The organism is Acinetobacter sp. YH12151 (assembly GCF_013418355.1).
Taxonomy (GTDB): Bacteria; Pseudomonadota; Gammaproteobacteria; order Pseudomonadales; family Moraxellaceae; genus Acinetobacter; species Acinetobacter pseudolwoffii.
Genome location: NZ_VPCG01000009.1, coordinates 1 through 21824, shown reverse-complemented (window position 1 = coordinate 21824; position 21824 = coordinate 1). Strand labels below are relative to the sequence as shown.

General features: G+C 41.0%; 23 protein-coding genes. 15 read left to right on the top strand and 8 right to left on the bottom strand.

The window, feature by feature from the left end; all coding sequences use genetic code 11:
* From FTU82_RS05035 to tviB, 6 genes are read right to left on the bottom strand one after another with little or no spacing between them, the layout of a single operon-like run.
* A complete protein-coding gene (locus FTU82_RS05035) occupies positions 1-696 on the bottom strand; it encodes a WbqC family protein (protein ID WP_180101082.1) in 696 nt (231 codons plus the stop codon).
* Positions 693-1799 carry a DegT/DnrJ/EryC1/StrS aminotransferase family protein gene (locus FTU82_RS05030; RefSeq protein WP_180101081.1) on the bottom strand — a complete coding sequence of 369 codons (1107 nt, stop codon included), beginning with the start codon at positions 1797-1799 and terminating at the stop codon, positions 693-695. The genes FTU82_RS05035 and FTU82_RS05030 overlap by 4 nt, the downstream gene beginning before the upstream one ends.
* Positions 1796-2677 carry a glucose-1-phosphate thymidylyltransferase RfbA gene (gene rfbA, locus FTU82_RS05025; RefSeq protein ID WP_180101080.1) on the bottom strand — a complete coding sequence of 294 codons (882 nt, stop codon included), beginning with the start codon at positions 2675-2677 and terminating at the stop codon, positions 1796-1798. Before rfbA ends, FTU82_RS05030 begins: the two co-directional genes overlap by 4 nt.
* Positions 2677-3735 carry a dTDP-glucose 4,6-dehydratase gene (gene rfbB, locus FTU82_RS05020; protein ID WP_180101079.1) on the bottom strand — a complete coding sequence of 353 codons (1059 nt, stop codon included), beginning with the start codon at positions 3733-3735 and terminating at the stop codon, positions 2677-2679. The genes rfbA and rfbB overlap by 1 nt, the downstream gene beginning before the upstream one ends.
* The gene (locus tag FTU82_RS05015) at positions 3736-4767 is read right to left on the bottom strand and encodes an NAD-dependent epimerase/dehydratase family protein (protein WP_180101078.1); all 1032 of its coding nucleotides are present in this window, start codon (positions 4765-4767) and stop codon (positions 3736-3738) included.
* A gap of 21 nt (positions 4768-4788) precedes the next feature.
* Positions 4789-6066, bottom strand: coding sequence for a Vi polysaccharide biosynthesis UDP-N-acetylglucosamine C-6 dehydrogenase TviB (tviB, locus tag FTU82_RS05010; RefSeq protein ID WP_180101077.1), 1278 nt, complete (start codon positions 6064-6066; stop codon positions 4789-4791).
* A 300-nt stretch (positions 6067-6366) separates the two neighbouring features.
* On the opposite strand from tviB, the gene FTU82_RS05005 reads away from it, so the two are divergent.
* The 13 genes from FTU82_RS05005 to FTU82_RS04945 all read left to right on the top strand — a co-directional run bounded on the left by FTU82_RS05005 (position 6367) and on the right by FTU82_RS04945 (position 18443).
* Positions 6367-7467, top strand: a complete 1101-nt coding sequence (locus FTU82_RS05005) for a polysaccharide biosynthesis/export family protein (RefSeq protein ID WP_180101076.1) — start codon at positions 6367-6369, stop codon at positions 7465-7467.
* On the top strand, positions 7467-7895 hold the full coding sequence (locus FTU82_RS05000) for a low molecular weight protein-tyrosine-phosphatase (protein ID WP_129717794.1): 429 nt from the start codon (positions 7467-7469) through the stop codon (positions 7893-7895). Before FTU82_RS05005 ends, FTU82_RS05000 begins: the two co-directional genes overlap by 1 nt.
* Before the next feature lie 35 nt (positions 7896-7930).
* Positions 7931-10114, top strand: a complete 2184-nt coding sequence (locus FTU82_RS04995; RefSeq protein WP_180101075.1) for a polysaccharide biosynthesis tyrosine autokinase — start codon at positions 7931-7933, stop codon at positions 10112-10114.
* Positions 10115-10259: 145 nt separating this feature from the next.
* Positions 10260-11714 (top strand): capsule assembly Wzi family protein, encoded by a 1455-nt coding sequence (locus tag FTU82_RS04990; protein WP_180101074.1) that lies wholly within the window; start codon positions 10260-10262, stop codon positions 11712-11714.
* Positions 11715-11947: 233 nt separating this feature from the next.
* On the top strand, positions 11948-12652 hold the full coding sequence (locus tag FTU82_RS04985; RefSeq protein WP_005094756.1) for an FKBP-type peptidyl-prolyl cis-trans isomerase: 705 nt from the start codon (positions 11948-11950) through the stop codon (positions 12650-12652).
* A 48-nt stretch (positions 12653-12700) separates the two neighbouring features.
* The gene (locus FTU82_RS04980; RefSeq protein WP_005268184.1) at positions 12701-13390 is read left to right on the top strand and encodes an FKBP-type peptidyl-prolyl cis-trans isomerase; all 690 of its coding nucleotides are present in this window, start codon (positions 12701-12703) and stop codon (positions 13388-13390) included.
* A 163-nt stretch (positions 13391-13553) separates the two neighbouring features.
* Entirely contained in the window at positions 13554-14288 is a 735-nt protein-coding gene (locus FTU82_RS04975; protein WP_180001679.1) for a dienelactone hydrolase family protein, read from the top strand.
* Between the two features lie 94 nt (positions 14289-14382).
* A complete protein-coding gene (locus FTU82_RS04970) occupies positions 14383-14742 on the top strand; it encodes an HIT family protein (protein ID WP_148334906.1) in 360 nt (119 codons plus the stop codon).
* Positions 14743-14902: 160 nt separating this feature from the next.
* Positions 14903-15931 (top strand): A/G-specific adenine glycosylase, encoded by a 1029-nt coding sequence (gene mutY, locus FTU82_RS04965; protein WP_180101073.1) that lies wholly within the window; start codon positions 14903-14905, stop codon positions 15929-15931.
* A 69-nt stretch (positions 15932-16000) separates the two neighbouring features.
* Complete coding sequence (locus tag FTU82_RS04960; RefSeq protein ID WP_005094765.1) at positions 16001-16543, top strand: M23 family metallopeptidase; 543 nt, start codon at positions 16001-16003, stop codon at positions 16541-16543.
* 15 nt (positions 16544-16558) lie between these two features.
* Entirely contained in the window at positions 16559-16804 is a 246-nt protein-coding gene (locus FTU82_RS04955) for a hypothetical protein (RefSeq protein WP_074383759.1), read from the top strand.
* 24 nt (positions 16805-16828) lie between these two features.
* Positions 16829-17410, top strand: coding sequence for a DNA-3-methyladenine glycosylase I (locus tag FTU82_RS04950; RefSeq protein ID WP_148334908.1), 582 nt, complete (start codon positions 16829-16831; stop codon positions 17408-17410).
* Between the two features lie 4 nt (positions 17411-17414).
* On the top strand, positions 17415-18443 hold the full coding sequence (locus FTU82_RS04945) for an NAD(P)-dependent alcohol dehydrogenase (protein WP_100535477.1): 1029 nt from the start codon (positions 17415-17417) through the stop codon (positions 18441-18443).
* 412 nt (positions 18444-18855) lie between these two features.
* Here FTU82_RS04945 and FTU82_RS04940 read toward each other — a convergent pair whose 3' ends face one another.
* Both FTU82_RS04940 and dapB read right to left on the bottom strand, forming a co-directional pair.
* Positions 18856-19500 carry an START domain-containing protein gene (locus tag FTU82_RS04940; protein ID WP_180101072.1) on the bottom strand — a complete coding sequence of 215 codons (645 nt, stop codon included), beginning with the start codon at positions 19498-19500 and terminating at the stop codon, positions 18856-18858.
* Between the two features lie 58 nt (positions 19501-19558).
* Positions 19559-20380 (bottom strand): 4-hydroxy-tetrahydrodipicolinate reductase, encoded by an 822-nt coding sequence (gene dapB / locus FTU82_RS04935; protein ID WP_180101071.1) that lies wholly within the window; start codon positions 20378-20380, stop codon positions 19559-19561.
* Positions 20381-20560: 180 nt separating this feature from the next.
* Between dapB and FTU82_RS04930 the strand changes: the two genes are divergently transcribed.
* Together FTU82_RS04930 and FTU82_RS04925 are read left to right on the top strand one after the other, a co-directional pair.
* Positions 20561-21202: a hypothetical protein gene (locus FTU82_RS04930; RefSeq protein WP_160242677.1), complete on the top strand. Its 642-nt coding sequence runs from the start codon at positions 20561-20563 to the stop codon at positions 21200-21202.
* On the top strand, positions 21202-21801 hold the full coding sequence (locus FTU82_RS04925) for an IS607 family transposase (protein ID WP_004280831.1): 600 nt from the start codon (positions 21202-21204) through the stop codon (positions 21799-21801). The genes FTU82_RS04930 and FTU82_RS04925 overlap by 1 nt, the downstream gene beginning before the upstream one ends.
* Positions 21802-21824: the final 23 nt, after the last annotated feature.

Here is a 21824-nt window from a genome sequence, read left to right as displayed (position 1 = left end):
TCAATCCAATAATGAAAAATCAAACATATAGTCAACAACTGTTTTTTTATCATTATTCATTAAGATATCTATTATCGACAAATAAGGAATAAAGTTTTCAGTGTTTAACTGTATATATGGCTTTACAATGGGCTCAATAAACTTAAGCTTCACCCCAAATGGTTCAAACATTGTTTTATCGTACAACATCCTACCTCCTGGACTATTAATATAAACCTGCCCATTTAGTTTTTTTGTAATCTCAAGCAATTTATTACTAGCGGATTGTATACGATTATAATCTAGAATACTAGATAGTATAATTTTCTTTTCTAACCCCAAATAGTCAAATATTTTTTGATAAGAGAATTTGCACAATTCAGCAATACCTCTTGATTGATAATTTAAGATATCTTCGATGATAGGAAAAACTTGTTTAAAAAATGGAGCTTTAATATAAGCAGACTCAATAGTTTTTAATAATTTCTCTATTTCTTGAGAATACTGAAGTTCATTAATTAGTTTATTTTGTGAGGCTGATGGTACAGAAATAGTAAAACGATAAGGAGTACCATCTAGCAGGATACTATTCCTATTAATAAAACCTTTCTTTATATAGTTAACATCATCATAAATGACAAAAATATCTGATGACATTATTAATTGGAAATAGCCAATATAAGGGAACAAATATGGCTGCATAATTGCTACTTTCATTTTTTCACCCCCTTAATTAACTTAGTAATTTCTCTAACAACTCTCATGTTCATCTCAGGATAAATAGGCAAACATAAAACGTGCTCAGACAAAAACTTAGCTTGAGGAGTTTCCGCCTTATACGAATGATAAACTGTTAGATCAGTCATAATTGGATAAAAATATTTACGTGCAAAAATATGCTGCTTTTTAAGTTCTTCAAACAATTCATCACGACTTAGCCGAAATGAATCAGAAACAATAATTGGGAAATATGAATAATTATCAACATCCGTTGCTGTACGTTGAATACAGCTAATTCCCTCAACACCATCTAATAATTTACGATAATAAGCATCTATTTTTTTACGCATTAACAAGGTGTGGTCAATAGATTTTAATTGCAATAAGCCAAGTGCCGCATGTACTTCACTCAACTTACCATTTAAAGAAATATCATCTATTGTACTTTCATTCACAATCCCAAAATTCTTTAAACGATCAATACGTTGCTTCATTTCAGCACTATGACAAACAATAGCTCCACCCTCAAAAGTATTAAATACTTTTGTAGCATGAAAGCTCATTACACTTAAGTCACCATAATTGAGTAAGCTTTTCCCATGATGCTTTACACCAAAGGCATGTGCAGCATCATAGATTAATTTTAAATTATGCTTGGTAGCAATATTTTTTAGCGCTTCCACATCACAAGGAATGCCATAACAATGCACAGGTAAAATCGCAACCGTCTTATCCGTTATCGCTTGCTCAATTTTTACTGGGTCAATATTGGATGTTTGTGGATCAATATCAACAAAGACTGGCGTGAGTTTATTCCAAACTATCGAATGAGCCGTAGCAACAAAAGTATATGGTGTCGTAATTACTTCACCTTGTTCAAGCCCAAGTGCCTGCAATGCTGTTACTAATGCAATCGTTCCATTATTAAATAATGAAATATAATCAACCCCTAAATACTCACAAAGCTCTTTTTCCAACTGCTGATGCAAAGGTCCACAGTTAGTTAAAATTTTATTTTTCCAAATTTCCTCTAAATAAGGAATAAACTCTGCAAGCTCAGGTAAAACAGGTTGTGTTACATAAATTGGCTCTTGACTCATATCTCATTCACCAAGGAAATGAGATATTGCCCATAATCATTTTTACTCATGCTCTGACCAATTTCTAAAACCTGTTCTTTACTGAGCCAGCCATTATTCAAGGCAATTTCTTCCAAACACGCCACTTTATAACCCTGACGTTTTTCAATGGTTTCTACAAACTGCGCTGCCTCAAGTAAGCTCGCATGTGTACCTGTATCCAACCATGCAAAACCACGTCCAAGCAATTCCACATTTAGATCACCACGCTCTAAATACATTTGATTAACTGTGGTAATTTCCAACTCTCCACGTTCAGAAGGCTTCACTTGTTTCGCAATTTGAATCACATCATTGTCATAAAAATATAGACCTGTGACCGCAAAGTGGGATTTAGGTTGTTTTGGCTTTTCTTCTAAAGAAATTGCGCGTTTCTGCTCATCAAACTCAACTACACCAAAACGCTCAGGGTCTTTCACCTGATAGCCAAATACAGTCGCACCTTTTTGACGTGACACAGCCTGACGCAACATTGGGGTAAAACCTTGACCGTAAAAAATATTATCGCCAAGCACTAAACAAACATTACTGTTTCCAATAAAGTCTTCACCAATAATAAATGCTTGTGCTAAACCGTCTGGACTAGGCTGGACGGCATATTCAAGCTGAATACCAAATTGAGCACCATCACCCAATAAACGCTTAAAACCATCAATATCTTCAGGCGTGCTAATTATTAATACTTCTCGAATACCTGCAAGCATTAATACTGAAAGCGGGTAATACACCATTGGCTTGTCATAAATAGGCAATAATTGTTTTGATACCCCTTTGGTAATCGGATATAAACGTGTACCTGAACCGCCTGCTAAAATAATACCTTTTGTTGTATTTGACATTATGAATTTACACCTAATCTTTCACGTTGGTAACTGCCATCTTGCACTCGATGACACCAATCTAAATTATTTAAATACCATTGCACCGTTTTACGGATTCCAGTTTCAAAAGTTTCTGTGGGTGTCCAGCCCAATTCTTCTTGAATTTTTGTAGCATCAATTGCATAGCGTAAGTCATGCCCAGGGCGGTCTTTTACAAACGTAATCAATGACTCATACGCTTGACCGTTGGCTTGTGGTTTTAGCTCATCCAAAATTTTACAAATGGTTTTGACCACTTCTATATTCTGCTTTTCATTATGACCACCAATATTATAGGTTTCACCCACTACACCTTCGGTCACCACTTTATATAAAGCACGCGCATGATCTTCTACAAATAACCAATCCCGAATTTGCTGACCATTACCATATACAGGCAAAGGTTTAGCATCCAATGCATTTAGAATCACCAATGGAATTAGTTTTTCTGGGAAATGATAAGGTCCATAATTATTTGAGCAATTGGTTACAATGACAGGTAGACCATAAGTTCTGTGCCATGCACGTACCAAATGATCTGAACTGGCTTTAGAGGCAGAATATGGAGAACTTGGCGCGTATGAAGTTGTTTCCGTAAACAGATCAGTTGTACCCTCTAAGTCACCATAAACTTCATCAGTTGAAATATGATGAAAGCGAAAGTTTTGTTGAGCTTCGGCGTCAAGCCCCATCCAATACTTTCGAGCAACTTCTAATAAAGTATAAGTTCCCACAATATTGGTTTGAATAAATGCTGCAGGACCATCAATCGAGCGATCTACATGTGACTCTGCTGCCAAATGCATAATTGCATTCGGTCGAAACGCTTCTATTGCAGCTGCAATTTGTTCTGTATCACAAATATCAATTTGTTCGAACTGATAGTTCGGGTGTTGATCAATTTCTTTTAATGATTCTAAATTTCCCGCATAAGTTAGTTTATCGATATTCAGAACTTCATTATTGGTATTTTGAATAATATGACGGATGACAGCTGAACCAATAAATCCTGCACCGCCTGTAATTAAAATTTTCATTTATTTATTACCTAAAAATTTTATATACCAAGGCATAGCGCTTTCAATACCTCGTGAAATCACAAATTGTGGCTCATAACCCAATAATTTTTTAATTTTCCCAATACTTGCCTGTGAGTGTCTTACATCACCCACACGAAACTCTCTATAAATAGGCGCTTTAGTATAAGTCACACCATTTTCATTGAGCGCTGCTTTTATCGCATTAAACAAATTATTGAGTGTGGTACGGTCACCTACAGCCACATTATAAACTTGGTTTTTCGCTTCTTCATTTTGTGTGGTAGCAGCTAAAATATTGGCTTGTACCGTATTTTCAATAAAACAAAAATCTCGACTGGTTTCACCATCACCATTAATAAACACATCATCACCTGCAATCATGGCAGCAGTCCATTTAGGAATTACTGCAGCATAAGCACCGTCCGGGTCTTGGCGTTTTCCAAACACATTAAAGTAACGCAACCCAATTGACTTAAAACCATAAGTTCGTGCAAACACATCGGCATACAGTTCATTTACATATTTAGTCACCGCATAAGGCGAAAGTGGGTTACCAATATTTTCTTCCACTTTTGGCAATGCCGGGTGATCACCATAGGTAGAACTACTGGCGGCATAAGTAAAACTAGCTACTTTAGCATCACGAGCAGCCACCAACATATTTAAAAAGCCTGTAATATTCGCAGCATTGGTGGTAATCGGGTCAGCAATAGAACGTGGTACAGAGCCTAAAGCCGCTTGGTGCAATACATAGTTCACACCAGAACAGGCTTTTTGACAGTCTTCTAAGTCACGAATATCACCTTCAATAAAGCTAAATTTTGCCCACTGCTCAGCAGATACCAAGCTTTGAACTTCATCTAAATTATGTTGATGACCTGTAGCAAAGTTATCTAGCCCCACCACAGTCTGATCCAATTTTAATAAAGTTTCTAAAAGGTTAGAGCCAATAAAACCTGCCACCCCTGTTACCAACCAGGTTTTAGGATTTTGTTTTAATTGCTCATATACAGTCTGATATTGGCTCATTCTTATATAGGTCCCTAAATATTATAAACGGAGGTCAGATTCAGATGGTTCTAATACATATTTTAAGTCATATAAAATATGTTCTGGTTTGGCTAAAGCGCGAATATCTGTAGCCCCCATTGCTTTAAACTGCTCATGCGCAACTGCTAAAATGACGGCATCGTACTGGCCTTGTTCTAGGCTTGCAATTGGGCTAATACCGTATTCATGTTGTGCTTCTTGGGTATTAACCCAAGGATCATAAACATCTGCCTGAATATTATATTCCTGTAGCTCATTCACAATATCAATAATTTTGGTGTTGCGAATATCTGGGCAATTCTCTTTAAAGCTTAAACCCAACACTAAAACTTTGGCACCTTCCACCTGAATCTTTTTCTTAATCATTGCTTTTACCAGCTGGGTAACCACATAAGCCCCCATACCATCATTTAAACGACGGCCGGCTAAAATAATTTCAGGATGGTAACCAATAGACTGCGCTTTATGGGTTAAATAATACGGGTCTACCCCAATACAATGACCACCGACCAAACCTGGGCGAAATGGTAAAAAGTTCCACTTTGTGCCCGCGGCTTTCAGAACCGCTTCGGTATCAATACCCATCTTATTAAAAATAACGGCGAGTTCATTAATTAAGGCAATATTTACATCACGTTGGGTATTTTCAATGACTTTTGCTGCTTCAGCGACTTTAATACTGGTTGCTTTATGGGTGCCGGCTTCAATAATCAGGTTATAGACCTGATCAACAAAGTCTGCAACTTCTGGAGTAGATCCTGAAGTAATTTTTAGAATATTGGTGACACGGTGCAACTTATCGCCCGGATTAATCCGTTCTGGGCTATAACCGGCGAAGAAGTCCTGATTAAATTTCAAACCTGAAACCTTTTCTAATACCGGAATACAGTCTTCTTCAGTTGCGCCTGGGTATACAGTAGATTCATACACCACTACATCGCCTTTTTTTAACACCTGACCAATACTGGTCGAGGCCTTAACAAGCGGAGTTAAATCTGGCTGTTTAAATTCATCAATTGGCGTAGGTACAGTGACAATAAAAAAGTTACAGCTTTTTAAATCTTCTAAATTTGCTGAATAACTCAGCTGATTTGCCTGTTTGAGTTCTTCTGGAGAAACTTCTAAGGTATGGTCTTGGCCACTTTTAAGCTCATCAATTCTTTTCTGATAGATATCAAAACCAATTACAGGTACTTTTTTCCCAAATTCAACCGCAAGTGGTAAGCCTACATAACCTAACCCAATCACCGCAATTTTTAAATCTGCAATAGATAGCATTTCAACGCCTTATTTATGTACTGTACTTATGAAGATTAAATCTTTCGGCAGGCATACTAGCAGAAAACCATGAAATTTCTATTATGATTTGTGCTCAAATCCTATTAAAAAATAGCATAGTGTATATTTTTTGTAAGAATTACTTATTTTATTTATAACTATTAAAATCATTTACATTTTCAATACCATTCAGCTTTATCATAAACCAGAAGATAGTTACAAATTGCTATGTATATGTTCAATATACATGGGTAGAATAGCTTCAATTTTAAAATTTAAAAATAATCTTTGGGAAAACATGTGCGACACTTTCAACTAGCTGCTTTATTGGCATGTGGCATTGCTACTACAGGGTGTGCAGTCACCTCTGGTTTACAAACATATGACTTACCTAGCGAAGGCGTTTTTCAAACTGACCTGGGTACTACAGTAAATGTCATAAAAATCACTCAAGATTCCATTATGGCTGCCCGGCCTGCTGAATATAATATTCAACAACAATATGCTCACCTGTTCAAAACACAGCACCGTAACTACAGCCTGAGCCCAGGTGATATTTTATCAATTTATTTATGGGCTTATCCAGAACTCACATCTCCACCTAATATTAGTAGTGATCAGTCTGCACAAGCAAATGGTTTCCAAATCGATTCGGAAGGCTATATCCAGTTTCCGATTATTGGGCGTTATAAAGCTGCAGGAAAATCACTAGCGCAAGTCAATCGTGAATTACGTAATCAGCTATCACGTTACCTAAAAAATCCAGATGTAATCGCACGAATAGTATCGTATCAAGGCCAGCGTTATTCAGTGCAAGGTAATGTGATGAATGGAGGTCAGTTTTACTTAAGCGACCAACCTGTCAGTGTTTATACTGCTTTGAGCATGGCAGGTGGTGTAAATGCACAGCAAGGTGACAACACCTCTATTACTCTAGTACGTCAGGGACGATCATATAGCCTAAATACCGTAGAACTAGAAAAAGCAGGTTTTTCGCTGCATAACTTATTGATTCAGCCAAATGACACATTATATGTAAACAACCGCGAAAACCAGAAGATCTATGTCATGGGTGAGTCAGGTAAAAACCAATCTTTACCATTACGTGACCAAGGCATGAGCCTCAGTGATGTATTAGGCGAAAGTCTGGGCTTAAATCCACTTTCTGCCAGTCGTAGTAAGGTGTATGTGGTGCGTAGCCAACCAAATACTGCCCACACTGAAGTCTATCAGATGGACTTGACCAGCATTGCTGATTTTGGTCTGGCCAACCAGTTTAAAATGCACAGCAATGATATTGTCTATGTCGATGCATCCGGCCTAGCGCGCTGGCAGCGTGTCGTAAACCAGGTTATTCCATTCTCAAATGCGTTGTATAATTTAGATCGTTTGGGGAATTAATGAAAATTAATAATATTTTAGTGGTCTGCATTGGCAATATTTGCCGTAGCCCCATGGCAGAATACTTTTTAAAACAGCAATATCCGCACTTAAAGATTGAGTCTGCAGGTATTGCTGGCGTCGTCGGACATGCAGCAGATGAAAAGGCTAGTCTATGCATGCAACGTTTTGGGATCGACATGAGTCCACATGTTGCAAAAAAACTCAATGCTGAGCTGATTAAAAAAGCTGACCTAGTTCTTGTGATGAGTCAGAATCAGCAAAAACATATAGAACAGACCTGGCCATTTGCTAAAGGTAAAACCTTTAGACTGGGGCATTGGCAAAGTAAAAATATTGCCGATCCTTATCAGCATGATCAAACATTTTTTGATGACACCTGTCAATTAATTCAAGACTGTATTGCTGACTGGAAAAAATATATTTAATTTTTTTAATATTTTCACTTTTTGATATTTAAATTATGAGCCAAACCGCCAACACCGAAGATACCATTGACCTCAAGGAATTGTTTTTTTCCTTAATTGCGCAATGGAAACTGATTGCCCTGTGCATTATTTTAAGCTTGATCTGTGCCTTACTCTACTTGAGAACCACACCAGATACATATACAGTAGATGCCTTGGTACAAGTCGAAGATAGTAAAGGTACTTCAGCTGCACTATTGGGTGATTTATCCAGTATGATTGAGCAAAAATCCCCTGCTCAAGCTGAAATTGAGATTTTAAAATCACGTTTGGTGCTCGGCGAAGTCATCAATCATTTAAATTTAAATATTCGCATATCTGGTACAGAAGACAGTTTCTGGAACCGGTTAATGGCCAAACATAAGTACAGCACCGAATACTCAAAAAAATCAGTATTATTTAAAGATAATCAGAATAGTTTTGATGTTCGCCAGTTTGATATCCCACAATATTTCCAGGATAAAAACTTAATTTTAAGTTTTAAAGAAGGCAAATATAGCCTGACGGATGAAAAAACTGAACAGGTGGTTTTTTCTGCGCCTTTAAACCAGATCAGTCAATCCTCATCTGAATACGGTCTTTGGAAAGTAGGTGTCTTTAGTCAAGACAGTTTCGATGCCACGTATAATATCCGAAAGCAAAGCTTGCCTGCTGCCATGCAGTCTTTGACCAGTAACTACTCAGTGGCTGAAAAAGGCAAGATGACCGGTGTATTAGGTCTTAACTATCAAGGCGAAGATAAACAGCACATTACTCAAGTCCTGAATGCCATTCTAGCTGCTTATAGCCAACAGAATATTGAACGTCGATCTGCAGAAACTGCGCAGACACTTAAATTCCTTGAAAATCAATTACCGGAATTAAAACAACAACTTGATGTTGCAGAGCGTGAATTCAACCGCTTCCGCCAACAAGCAAATACAGTGGATGTTACCAAAGAATCGGAATTATATTTAACCCAAAGCATTACTTTAGAGACACAAAAAATCCAGCTAGAGCAGCAGGTTGTAGAAGCTTCATCCAAATATATGGATGAACATCCGATGATGCAGCAAATGAATGCACAACTCGCTGCAATCAATAAAAAAATTGCAGAGCTAGATGGAACATTAAAACGTTTACCTGAACTACAGCGCCAGTACTTACAATTGTTCCGTGAGGTTGAAGTAAAACAGCAGCTGTATACAGGCTTACTCAATTCATACCAGCAACTTCGTATTGCCAAAGCCGGTGAAATTGGCAATGTTCGTATCGTCGATACAGCAGTTGAGCCGATTAAACCGATTGCACCCAAAAAATTACAAATTCTGATTTTATCGATTTTTCTGGGAGGATTCCTCGGTACATTATTAGCACTGTTACGTAATATGATGCGTTCAGGCATTAAAGATGCTGCTCAGATTGAAAATGAGCTGGATCTGCCAGTGTATGCCACCGTACCGCGTTCTTTAATTCAAGAAAGTTATATCAACCTGCTGAAAAAGAAAAAGAATATTCCTATTCTTGCGGTTAAAGACAGCGGTGATATTGCGATTGAAAGCCTGCGCAGTATGCGCACCGCAATTCACTTTGCCTTAATGAATGTCAGCAATAATGTGATTGCATTGTCAGGCCCTGCCCCTGAGATTGGGAAATCTTTTATTACTGTTAACCTTGCAACCATTTTGGCGCAAGGTGGAAAACGGGTACTCGTCATTGATGGTGATATGCGTCGTGGTTATTTGCATAAATATTTCAATGCAGAGCTAAGCCCTGGCTTAGCAGAACTGTTAAATCTTCAAAATAGCTATGAAGATATTGTCCAAAACTCGACTGTAGAAAACCTGTTCTTTGTTACTCGCGGCAAGAGTCCAGTCAATCCGTCTGAACTGTTAAGTACCGATAAATTCAAGGCTTTCCTGGATCAGGCATCTGCTCATTTTGATCACATCTTAATTGATACTCCGCCAGTACTTGCTGTGACTGATGGTATTATTATTGCGCAATATGCAGGGGTCAATTTATTGATTGCCCGTCATGCTCAGACGCAAATCAAAGAGCTTGAAATTACGGTGAATCGTTTTGAACAGGCCAATGTAAAAGTCAATGGCGTGATTCTGAATGATGTACAAAAAGGTGCAGCGGGTAGCTATGGTTATAATTATGCCTATGCCTATACTGCACATAAAGATAATGACTAATCTATTCTAAACTCGACTTTCACACTCTGTCTGAGCAGGGTGTGAAATTATCCTTCCTTACATTTATTGCAAATGATTGTTGTTGAAAAAATCAACTAAAAAACCTATCGTGGTTATAGTTTAAAAGTCCTGAGAATATACAAGAATGTTATCCAAAACACTGCTCGCTACCTTGGCATTAAGTTCTTCCCTCGCCTTTGCACAAGGCATCGTTTTAAATGACCAAAACTTACGTACCGATTTAAACTGGCTCAATCAGCAGGGTGTTATTCAAATAAGCACGTCGACTTGGCCCATCAGTGGTGATGAAATCCAACGTGCTCTTGCTCAAGCTAAAATCAACAATAATACTCAGCAAAAAGTCATTGATACTGTATGGGCACATTTGAATGCCAATAACCAGTCGCTCAAAGCATCCTTATTTGCAGAAACTGATCAAAAGAATATTCCTCAAGCCTTTGGCGATCAGCAAAAAACGCAATATCAGGCAGGTATCGAGCTAAATGCGGGTAACGAGAACTGGGATGCCAGAATTCGTGTGAATGCAGAAAAAGATCTACAGATTGACAATGATCAAGATTTGAATCTTGAAGGCTCATATATCGCTGGAAAATTATGGAATCAATGGTTGATTGCTGGACAGATCCCGACCTACTGGGGTCCTGCACATGATGGCAGTTTAATTCGTGGTGATGCCAGCCGCCCTGTCTATGGCGTGACGATGCAGCGTGCCGAACAGAATGCTTTTGCAAACAAATGGTTGGCTTGGATTGGACCTTGGCAATATCAAGCTTTTGCAGGGCAGTTGCAGGATTATGATGCTGTGCCTGATGCCAAACTGATTGGCTTACGTGTCACTGCACAACCCTTGCCTTATTTAGAACTGGGTGCATCGCGTGCTATGCAATGGGGTGGTGAAGGTCGGCCTGAAAGCCTGAGCTCACTTTGGGATGCTTTTGTTGGCAATAAAGACAATGGTGGTACAGGTGAACCTGATCCATCAAATCAAATTGCCGGTTTTGATGCACGCTTAAATCTACATCCCCTCGTGCAAGTCCCGATGGGTATCTATGCGCAATATGTCGGTGAAGATGAAGCAGGCGGCTTGCCGGCCAAAAAAATGTATTTGGCTGGAATCGATTATTCATCAAGTTATAACAATATGCCTTTCCAACTGTATACCGAATGGGCAGATACCCGTACCAATGGTAAAGCACAAGGCATTTCCTATAATCACACCAACTACACCGATGGTTTTTACCAGCATGGTTATCCCTTGGCGCATGCCATAGGTGGTGATGGTCAAATGCTGTCTGTAGGTGGCGATATTCGTTTGGATCATCTCAATCGTATTAATACACGCATCCTATTTGCGAAATTTGATCAAGCAGCTAATCGACGTGATAGAGGCATTACTAATTTAGCTTTTCCAGCGCAGGATGAATTAAAAGTGCTAGATCTAACCTGGACACATTATCTACGCCCAGATATTCCACTTAAACTGAATGGGTGGGTGGGTGACTCTGATGTACACGGTAACGATGGCGGTGTATCAATTGGTATCGAATTCCCCTTAGAAAAGGGCTTATTTTCCTACTAAGTTCTTTGTAAAATAGAATGTCGGTTGGAGCAAGCATTGTTCCTAGACATTCTCTAATAATGATTAAATTCTGAAAAATTAAAAAACCAGCCATTGCTGGTTTTTTTATTTTTTTAAAGCTCTACCAAACTGCGATATTTGCTTGCTAAAAAACCACCCATTCTGCAAGATTTCTCAAAATTTTCTGCTAAGATGGAATGAACCTCAACGATAACATTAGATTGGAATAATACATGAGCAAGGCCTTACCGATTGCTGTCGCTGTTCTTCTAGGCGGTGCCGCGCTAGTACCTGTTTACTATGCAACTCAAAACCCAGCTGCTCAAACGACTAAAGCATCTAAAGATGCCTCTGCTGTTTCTAAAATCAGCTATGCTCTCGGTTATGAAGTGGCTCATCAAACCCCACCTGAGCTGGATATTAATAGCTTTGTGACAGGCGTACGTGAAGGACATGCGCGTACTGAACCGGCGTATACTGAAGAAGAATTACAGGCAGCTTACGAACAGTTCCAGAAAGAAATGCAGCAAAAGCAACTCGATAGCACTAAACAAGCACAAGCATCAAGTGACAGTTTCCTGACCGAAAATGCCAAAAAAGCGGGTGTAAAAACCACAGCTTCCGGTTTGCAATACCTAGTGACCAAAGAAGGCACGGGCAAACAGCCAGCTGCTTCTTCAATCGTGAAAGTCCATTACACCGGCAAACTGGTGGATGGTACTGTATTTGACAGTTCGGTTGAACGTGGCGAGCCGATTGAGTTTCCACTCAATCAAGTGATTCCAGGCTGGACTGAAGGTCTGCAACTGATGAAAGAAGGCGGTAAAGCGACCCTGTATATCCCATCTCAACTTGGTTATGGTGAACAAGGCGTGCCAGGGACGATTCCTCCACACAGTACTTTGATTTTTGATGTGGAACTCATTGAAGTCAAATAATCTATAAATAAGGAGAGCAATGCGCTCTCCTTTATTTTGAGAATAAATATGAAAATACAAATAAGCTTGATGGTTTTACTGCTAAGTTCTGGCAATCTGCTTGCCAAAGATGTGACCAATAAAAGCCCGGAAGCTGAACAGGTCGGTTATAGCTTTGGTTATCTGATGGGGAAAAGTAATGCCGACTCTTTGCAAGGGATTGATCTGGATGCTTTCAGTGCCGGTTTAAAAGCTGCTGCTGCCGGAAAGCAATCCACTTTAACTGAAGAAGACATGGCTCGAGTGCTGACCCAGTTTAAACGTCAAAGTGAAGCCAAAGAGCTGATTGAATTAAAACAAAAAGCTGAAGAAAACACCAAAATCGGTCAGGCTTTTCTGACAGAAAATGCCAAAAAAGCAGGGATAAAAACGACTAAATCTGGCCTGCAATATCAGATTCTTCAGCAAGGCAAAGGCAAATCGCCAAAAGCCGATAGCAATGTCCGCGTACATTATGAAGGCCGTTTGATTGATGGTACGGTTTTTGATAGTTCAATTGCCCGCAATCAGCCTGTGGTCTTCCGTACCACCCAAGTGATTACCGGTTGGACTGAAGGCCTGCAACTGATGAAAGAAGGTGCCAAATACCGCTTCTTCATTCCTGCAGAACTGGCCTATGGACAAATTGGTTCAGGTGATGTGATTGAGCCAAACAGTACCTTAATTTTTGATGTGGAATTACTGGAAATTATGAAGTAATCAATACTGTTTTTTTAAATACTCAATCAGAGAGGCGCGATAGCGGCCTCTCTTTTTTATATGGATGAAGCATAATTAATCGAATGTTTTCATGTCACATTCAGATCAGTTTTGCTATGTTATATGTTAATTAAACGGTTCAACAAGAATAGAGGACGTCAGCATGGCAGCAATCAAGACCCGTGAAATTCATTATACTGCGCCGGATGGTAGCGTATTGATTGGCTATTTTGCCGCTCCAGAAACAGATGCACCCCTTGCAGGTGTGCTGGTCGCACCAGAATGGTGGGGTCGTAATGAATATACCGAACAGCGCGCTCGCGAACTTGCAGAACATGGCTATGCGGCCTTGGCGATTGACATGTATGGTGACAAAAAAGTGACCACCCATTCTGATCAGGCCTACCAGTGGATGATGCAGACCTTTGAAGATCCGGACACCATCGTTGATCGTGCGACAGCAGCTTTAAATACCTTGGCAGCACAGGATGAAGTCAATGCAGAGAAACTTGCTGCCATCGGTTTTTGTTACGGCGGTAAAGTGGTGCTGGATCTGGCGCGTGCCAATGCCCCTTTAAAAGCAGTGACCACCTTCCACGGGACACTTGCTGCCAAAGCACCGGCTCAAGAAGGTCAGGTTCAGGCCGAAATTCTAGTCTTGCACGGTGAGCTAGACAGCATGGTCACCTTAGATGATGTCGCCAGTTTCCGTGAAGAAATGCATGCGGCCAACGTCGAGCATGAGGTGATTGTCTTTGAAGATGCCAAACATGGCTTTAGCAACCCGCTCGCCGACGAACGGGCCAAAGCCAATGGCGTGGATCTTGGTTACAATGCTGAAGCGGAACAAAAAAGCTTGGCGGCGATGTATGCCTTATTGGAACGTCATTTGGCTTAAATAGATATAAGTGCTCGACTTGAAATCAAGTTGAGCACTTTAAAGAATTATTGAAGAAAAGAACGATAAATCCTACCAGAGGAGAATGCTGACTATGGCTGAAACCAACTGCCTTTACTGTAACTATGACGAATATGATGTCATTGCTAAAAATGATTATGGTGTGGTGCTGCCTGAACCGAATTCATTATCCGAAGGTCACTGTGTAGTGATTCCACTCCGGCATGTGGCTTCATTTTTTGAAGTGACGGACAAAGAACGTAAAAGCCTGATGTCTTTGCTGGAACAGGCACGTAATGAGCTCAATTTACGTTACCAGCCCACCGGTTTCCATGTCGGTTTTATTGATGGCGAAGTGTTTCAGGAAAAGGTCGAACATCTGCATATTCATATTATTCCGCGCTATAAAGACAAAGTATTGAAGCTGGATGAACGTTGGGGGATTAGCGACTAAATCTTTGCTGTTTTAAAATAAATGCTCTTCGGAGCATTTATTATTTGTGTTATTAAGCCGATATCCATACACACTACTCCGCAGTTTTTATCTACTTTTCACATTTCAGGCCTGCCGATTCCGCTATAATGGCTGCTGCTTATTCAGTTGCTATTTATCCATGTTTGTATTTTCAGATGCCCTGTTAGAATGGTTTGATGTGCATGGTCGTCATGACTTGCCCTGGCAGGTGACAGGTGATCCCTACAAAGTCTGGGTCTCTGAAATCATGTTGCAACAAACCCAGGTCAAAACTGTGCTGCAATATTATGAACGCTTTATTCAGCGTTTTCCGACCGTTCAGGACTTAGGTCAAGCCTCTTGGGATGAGGTTGCACCTTACTGGGCAGGACTGGGTTATTATGCCCGTGCCCGTAACCTGCACAAAGCTGCCGGCATGGTGACAGCACAGCAGCAGTTTCCTCAAACCCTGGAACAATGGATTGCCTTGCCGGGGATCGGCCGTTCCACCGCTGGTGCCTTAATGTCACTGGGTTTACGCCAATACGGCGTGATCATGGATGGCAATGTCAAACGGGTGTTGTCGCGTTTCTTCGCAATTGAAGATGATCTGTCCAAACCGGTGCATGAACGTGCTTTATGGCAACTGGCTGAAGAATTATGTCCGGTCGAACGTAATCATGATTATACCCAGGCGATTATGGATCTCGGGGCTACAGTCTGTACCCCGAAAAAACCACTGTGCCTATATTGTCCGATGCAGCAACATTGCAAAGCGCATCAGCAAGGTCTGGAAAATGAATTACCATTCAAGAAAGCCAAAAAACCGGTGCCAGTGTGCTCAGCACAAGTATTATTAATTCAGTCCGGTGAAGAATGGCTCTGGCAACAACGACCGAACAGTGGCCTGTGGGGCGGACTCTGGTGCTTGCCAATTATTGAAAATGCCCATGAATTCGAACAGCAATGTCAGCAGCTTGGCCTAAAAAATATCCTCAAAAAAGTCCAGATCAGCCACAGTTTCACCCACTTCACCTGGCAGCTTGAAGCAACCGTTTTCGCAGTGGATCAGGATCAGCAGGAACATCTGGCAATTGAACTGCAAGGCAACTGGATGCGTCCAGAGACAGCCATTGATTGCGGTCTGCCGACAGCAATGAAAAAATTGATCTCTGCCGTTAACCTATGACATAGTCTGGACAAAGCATCATATCGATCAGCTCAGAATGAGCATTGCCAATATTTAAGGATGAATAACGTGCGCCAATACCTTGCTTTGACCTGGGTGGCTTTGATTGCCATATTACTGACCGCCTGTAGCAGTACGCCGAAACAACCTTCTTCTGCACAGTTAAATCCGCTACTGGTACAAAAACTGCAAAATAAGCGAATGCCTTCTTCACTGCCCATCCCGGTGGCACGTGTACAAGCACGTGAATTACAGGATACCTGGGGTGCTTCGCGCAGTCACGGACGTTTGCATGAGGGCATTGATATCATGGCTCCACGTGGAACCAAAGTCTTTAGTGCCACAGAAGGTCTGATTGCAGATTTACGCAATAACAATTTGGGTGGTAAAGTAGTCTGGATTCTGGGTCCGGGCGGCTCCTGGCATTATTATGCGCATCTGGATGGACATAAACGCGGCCTGAAAGTAGGTGATGCTGTCAAAAAAGGCCAACTCATCGGCTATGTCGGCAATAGCGGTAATGCCCGACATACTGCACCACATCTGCATTATGGTATTTATTTACAGGGCAAGGGGCGCGGTGTGGTCAACCCCTACCCCTATTTACGTTAATTTTAGGATATTTACATGTCAGAAACGTTGATCAACCGTCTGGTAGAATTTGCTGAATCAGGCAATCAACAAAAAATCGTACTGAATGGTCAAAGCTATCAGGGCTGGGTGATGGAAATTACCGAAGATGCGCTGCTGATCAGTACCGGTTATGCCGACAAAAGTGGTAAAGACATGTGGATTCAATTTAGCGATCTGGATCAGGCTGAACTGTCTTACTGGGATAATCAGCAAGATCAATGGGCTGTGTTTAAATTATAAAACTATAAAAATAAGGAGCATGGCATGACTCTGCAACGCTGTGGCTGGTGCTCCAATGATCCGCTGTATATCACCTATCATGATCAGGAATGGGGACAAGCCCTGCTGGATGAAAATCGCCTGTTTGAAATGCTGTGTCTGGAAGGACAGCAGGCCGGTCTAGCCTGGATTACCGTACTCAGAAAACGTGAAGCGTATCGTGAACATTTTTTTCAATATTCCATTCAGTCGATTGCAGCACTTACAGATCAACAACTCGAACTCAAGCTTAAGGATGCTCGCCTGATCCGTCATCGTGGCAAGCTGCATGCCATTCGCGAGAATGCCCAAGCATGGCTCAGGCTGCAACAGCAAGACATCAATTTAGGGCAATGGCTCTGGTCTTTTGCCCAGCAACCACGACTGAATAATGATGTTGCGGATTATCGTCAGGCACCCGCACAAACCATTGAGAGCCAGATCATGTCAAAAGCCTTAAAAAAGGCCGGTTTTAAATTTGTTGGACCCACCATTTGCTATGCCTTTATGCAGGCCGTCGGTATGGTCGATGATCACGAAAATCATTGTCACTTTAAAACAATATATTCCCATTCAAAGAAGAGCTGAATTTATGTCGAATAATATTATCCACGCTTATGCTGCAATGTCAGCAGGTGCTGCACTCGAACCCTATCAATTCGATGCTGGTGAACTACAGCCACATCAGGTCGAAGTCAAAGTAGAATACTGTGGCCTGTGTCATTCTGATATTTCAGTCCTCAATAATGACTGGGGTTCATCCGTTTATCCGGTCGTGGCTGGACACGAGATTATCGGCATCATCACGCAACTGGGTGGCGAAGCCAAAGGCCTGAAAGTGGGACAACGGGTTGGCATTGGCTGGACTGCGGAAAGCTGCCAGTATTGCGATCCGTGTATTTCAGGTCAGCAGGTACTCTGTACTGGCGGCCAAGTGGCGACTATTGTCGGACATGCCGGTGGTTTTGCCGACAAGGTCCGTGCTGGCTGGCAATGGGTCATTCCCCTGCCTGAAGATCTGGATCCTGAAAGTGCCGGCCCTCTGCTCTGTGGCGGGATTACCGTATTCGATCCGATTCTGAAACACCAGATTCAGGCTATTCATCATGTTGGCGTGATCGGGATTGGGGGTCTGGGTCATATCGCAATTAAACTGCTCAAAGCTTGGGGCTGTGAGATTACGGCTTTCACATCAAATCTGGACAAGACCGATGAGCTGAAAGCCATGGGCGCAGATCATGTGGTGAATAGTCGTGATGTTGCTGCCCTAAAGGCACAGCGTGGCAAGTTCGATTTATTGCTGAGTACGGTCAATGTCACCTTGAACTGGCAGGCTTATCTGGCCACTCTGGCACCGAACGGTACAGTACATATGCTCGGTCTCCCTTTAGAACCGATGCAAATTCCGGCGGGCATGCTGATTGGCGGCGCTAAATCGGTCACCGGCTCACCGACCGGTTCACCTGCGGCACTGCGTCAGTTACTCCAATTTGCCGCACGTAAAAACATTGCGCCACAAATTGAAGTCTTCCCGATGTCACAGCTGAATCAGGCCATTGAACATCTGCATTCCGGTAAAGCCCGCTACCGGATTGTATTAAAGGCAGATTTCCAAGCTTAAACTCTGACTGTTTCAATCTGGCAAAAAGACCCAGCAATTGGGTAATGCCAGTCAATTAAGCAATTGACTGGCATTTTATTTTTTAAATTCATGATTATACTTGATAGGTAGAAAAGTCATCCGCAACTGTTTGAGACATGAGGTGTATTGCACCGCAAGATTAAAAAATGATTATTTCTGCGACAAATTTACTAGTCGATGGTGGCTGACGAGTTTTGCGGATGAGGAGTGTTGCTCCACAAGATGCCTTCCTTGCGAAGCTTCGCTTCTCATTTGGGCGAAACCAAAGTAACAAATGATTTACAAGTATTTGATTTAGAACGTTAAGACTCCGTCGTGAATGACTAAAAAATTAAAGATTTTACTTATAAACTCCTTAACTGATCAGCATTACAGCAATTGGGTCTTTTTTTTATTGCAATACTTCCGGCAAAACTGCAAGGCCTGCAGGCTTGGCCAGCTCTGCTTTCATCTTTTGTAGCATCTGATAAGGCTGTTGCTGCACGAACATATTTACAAAAGTTAAGGGAATCGAGCCTTCCGGATTGGCATAACCATAAGTTGCAACCTTGACCTGATTATTGGCCAGCTTTTGAAAAGTCCAATCCCCCTGATAATCGGTCAAACGCACATAATTCGGATTTAAGGGATAACCGGTCTGAATGGCTTTATTCTTGATACTAATCTGTCCATTAGGTTGCTTGATCATCTTGCCCTGTACAATCAGGTCGCGGTCTTTTAACGGAAATGGAAAATCCAGCACCATATACAAGGTAAATTCGCCTTTTTTATCATCACGTGATAAGACCTTGATGCTGCCCATATAAGGCACCCATTGCACGGCATGCTCGATATCCAGAATCAGCGACACGGCATTTTCAATTGGTGCATGGTAGGTAGTTTCTGCCTTATATAGAAAGACCGGATTCTGCTGATCCTGATAGGTCCAGACCTTGATATTATTTTTATCAATACTCAGTTTGGGCGTATGTAGCGGCTTTGCCTGCGCAATGGTGCCAAGCACCACTGCACAGAGCAGGAAGATCATTTTTTGCATTTTATTATTCGTCTTATTTTAGTTTTAGATCTTTTTTATAAATGATTTTGACTGGGTTTTAAACCTGAATATCGTTAAAACCCAGCACATCTTTCATGTCATATTTACGTGCATCACGGCCGACCACCCAGGCAGCAGCACGTACTGCACCGCTGGCAAAGTTCATGCGGTTGGTGGCTTTATGGGTAATTTCCACACGTTCACCATCAGCAATAAACATGGCGGTATGTTCACCGACGATATCACCACCACGAATGGTCTGGAAACCAATGCTTTGACGCTCACGCGGACCGGTATGACCTTCGCGGCAGTACACAGCGTCTTCTTTCAGGTCACGACCTAAAGCATCCGCAATCGCTTCACCCCACATAAGTGCAGTCCCCGATGGCGCATCCACTTTATGACGGTGATGTGCCTCAATCACTTCGATATCCACCGTATCGCCAAAGACTTTCGATGCCAGTTCAAGCAGTTTAATCGATACGTTCACACCTACTGAATAATTCGCTGCATACACTACAGGAGTTTCCGTCGCAGATTCATCCAGATAGGCTTTTTGCTCGTCATTCATACCCGTGGTACCAATTACGATGGCAACACCTGCTTCACGGCAGATTTTCAGATGATTGACGGTCGCTGCTGGCGCAGTGAAATCAATCACGACATCACAGTCTTTGACTACATCGGTAAGGCTACCCACGACCTTAACACCTGTTGCGCCAATTCCGGCAAGTTCACCAGCATCTGCGCCTAATAGTGTACTTTCAGGGCGTTCTACCGCAGCCGCCAATTGATAACCTGCTTCATACACAGCCTGAATAAGGATACGCCCCATACGACCGCCTGCACCCAAGATCCCAATGCGTGGTGTAGCTGACATAACATAGTCCTGATGTTGATCCAAAATTGCTCTTACTATAACAAAACTGCGGAATAACACTAAGATGCATTGCATAAAAATCAATGAAAATATTCAAAGAGTGATTGATAGCAAATAATTATATTGACAAATATAGTCAAACATATACAATTTAGGTATTAAATTTTAAAAAAACTTGCAATGAAATACTTGACTGAAAGCTTAAAGAAAGTAGAGCAAGACCTTGCTTATTTTGTATCCCCTGAAAATAAAGATGGGTTTATTAAGGAATTTGCATCATGGGTCTATGGTGAGTGGTCAAAGAATGATTTCTATGAAACCGATATTGTAGATTTAGGCTATGATTGTTCTTCGTACCCTGAAAAAACGAATCAATCACTCTCCGATAAATGCCCCACCTATGCTGATTTTATTAATGCAAATACAGGCTTTTCTGAATGTACTCACGTTTCAGGACAAGGTATGCGCTGTCAAGAATATGAGGAAAAATTATTAGAGATTTTTGGTGATGCTTGCGCTAAAAAACTAGATGATTTAGTAGAGCTATATCAACTAGAAGTGCCTGAAAAATACAAAAAATTTGCAGAAAATATTAGTGAACTAATTTTCCTTGAAGTTGTTGATCATCATGAGGATTCAGAACTTTATGAGGTTTGTGACGATATTTTATTAAAATATAATCAGCTAGGAGTCGCATCATCCCCTTATACATGCCCTATCTGTGGATGGGATGAAGACAATGATCTAGCCATATATTGTGATGAATCCATATTTAAAGACTATACACTTGAGGATTTCAAGAAGTTAGCGGAGATTGATTAATGTATTCTCCTGCTAAATTCGGTGAAATGATTGGGAAGTCGGTTAAAACTCTACAAAGATGGGATGCCGAAGGTATTTTGGTTGCATGTCGAAATCCTAAAAATCGCAGATACTACACGCACGATCAATACCTTGAATATATCGGTATAAAAGCAACGGAAGCTAAATCGTCAGTAATTGTTTATTCAAGGGTATCTAGTGTTGCTCAAAAGCCCGATTTAGCTAATCAGGTGTCAGCTTTAGAAACTTTTTGTACTGTAAATGGCTATGCTGTTGATGATTGGGTGTCAGAGATTGGAAGTGGTTTGAATTATAAAAGAAAGAAATTCAATCAGCTTTTTCTTGATATTGAAATGGGTAAAGTTTCAATGCTTGTCATCGCTCACAAAGACCGTTTGGTGCGTTTTGGTTTTGAGTGGTTTGAATCTTTTGCTGAAAGACATGGTTGTAAAATTATTATTATGAATCAAGAATCTCTTTCCCCAACGGAAGAAGTAACTCAAGACCTGTTAGCGATTATTCATTGTTTTTCTTCTCGACTTTATGGATTAAGAAAATACAAAGAAAAAGTTAAAGAATTAGTGAATAGTAAGGAATAACTTTTTGAAACTAACACGCATCC

What these genes read in the sequence shown, in the direction of transcription:
- FTU82_RS04970 (WP_148334906.1), top strand. Translation starts at nt 14,383, where the DNA reads ATGGCTGAAACCAACTGCCTTTACTGTAACTATGACGAATATGATGTC.
- FTU82_RS04955 (WP_074383759.1), top strand. Translation starts at nt 16,559, where the DNA reads ATGTCAGAAACGTTGATCAACCGTCTGGTAGAATTTGCTGAATCAGGC.
- FTU82_RS04940 (WP_180101072.1), bottom strand. Translation starts at nt 19,500, where the DNA reads ATGCAAAAAATGATCTTCCTGCTCTGTGCAGTGGTGCTTGGCACCATT.
- FTU82_RS04995 (WP_180101075.1), top strand. Translation starts at nt 7,931, where the DNA reads ATGAGCCAAACCGCCAACACCGAAGATACCATTGACCTCAAGGAATTG.
- FTU82_RS04925 (WP_004280831.1), top strand. Translation starts at nt 21,202, where the DNA reads ATGTATTCTCCTGCTAAATTCGGTGAAATGATTGGGAAGTCGGTTAAA.
- FTU82_RS04975 (WP_180001679.1), top strand. Translation starts at nt 13,554, where the DNA reads ATGGCAGCAATCAAGACCCGTGAAATTCATTATACTGCGCCGGATGGT.
- FTU82_RS05015 (WP_180101078.1), bottom strand. Translation starts at nt 4,767, where the DNA reads ATGAGCCAATATCAGACTGTATATGAGCAATTAAAACAAAATCCTAAA.
- FTU82_RS05035 (WP_180101082.1), bottom strand. Translation starts at nt 696, where the DNA reads ATGAAAGTAGCAATTATGCAGCCATATTTGTTCCCTTATATTGGCTAT.
- FTU82_RS04990 (WP_180101074.1), top strand. Translation starts at nt 10,260, where the DNA reads ATGTTATCCAAAACACTGCTCGCTACCTTGGCATTAAGTTCTTCCCTC.
- dapB (WP_180101071.1), bottom strand. Translation starts at nt 20,380, where the DNA reads ATGTCAGCTACACCACGCATTGGGATCTTGGGTGCAGGCGGTCGTATG.
- FTU82_RS04945 (WP_100535477.1), top strand. Translation starts at nt 17,415, where the DNA reads ATGTCGAATAATATTATCCACGCTTATGCTGCAATGTCAGCAGGTGCT.
- FTU82_RS04930 (WP_160242677.1), top strand. Translation starts at nt 20,561, where the DNA reads ATGAAATACTTGACTGAAAGCTTAAAGAAAGTAGAGCAAGACCTTGCT.
- rfbA (WP_180101080.1), bottom strand. Translation starts at nt 2,677, where the DNA reads ATGTCAAATACAACAAAAGGTATTATTTTAGCAGGCGGTTCAGGTACA.
- FTU82_RS04985 (WP_005094756.1), top strand. Translation starts at nt 11,948, where the DNA reads ATGAGCAAGGCCTTACCGATTGCTGTCGCTGTTCTTCTAGGCGGTGCC.
- tviB (WP_180101077.1), bottom strand. Translation starts at nt 6,066, where the DNA reads ATGCTATCTATTGCAGATTTAAAAATTGCGGTGATTGGGTTAGGTTAT.
- FTU82_RS05030 (WP_180101081.1), bottom strand. Translation starts at nt 1,799, where the DNA reads ATGAGTCAAGAGCCAATTTATGTAACACAACCTGTTTTACCTGAGCTT.
- FTU82_RS04950 (WP_148334908.1), top strand. Translation starts at nt 16,829, where the DNA reads ATGACTCTGCAACGCTGTGGCTGGTGCTCCAATGATCCGCTGTATATC.
- FTU82_RS05000 (WP_129717794.1), top strand. Translation starts at nt 7,467, where the DNA reads ATGAAAATTAATAATATTTTAGTGGTCTGCATTGGCAATATTTGCCGT.
- FTU82_RS04980 (WP_005268184.1), top strand. Translation starts at nt 12,701, where the DNA reads ATGAAAATACAAATAAGCTTGATGGTTTTACTGCTAAGTTCTGGCAAT.
- rfbB (WP_180101079.1), bottom strand. Translation starts at nt 3,735, where the DNA reads ATGAAAATTTTAATTACAGGCGGTGCAGGATTTATTGGTTCAGCTGTC.
- mutY (WP_180101073.1), top strand. Translation starts at nt 14,903, where the DNA reads ATGTTTGTATTTTCAGATGCCCTGTTAGAATGGTTTGATGTGCATGGT.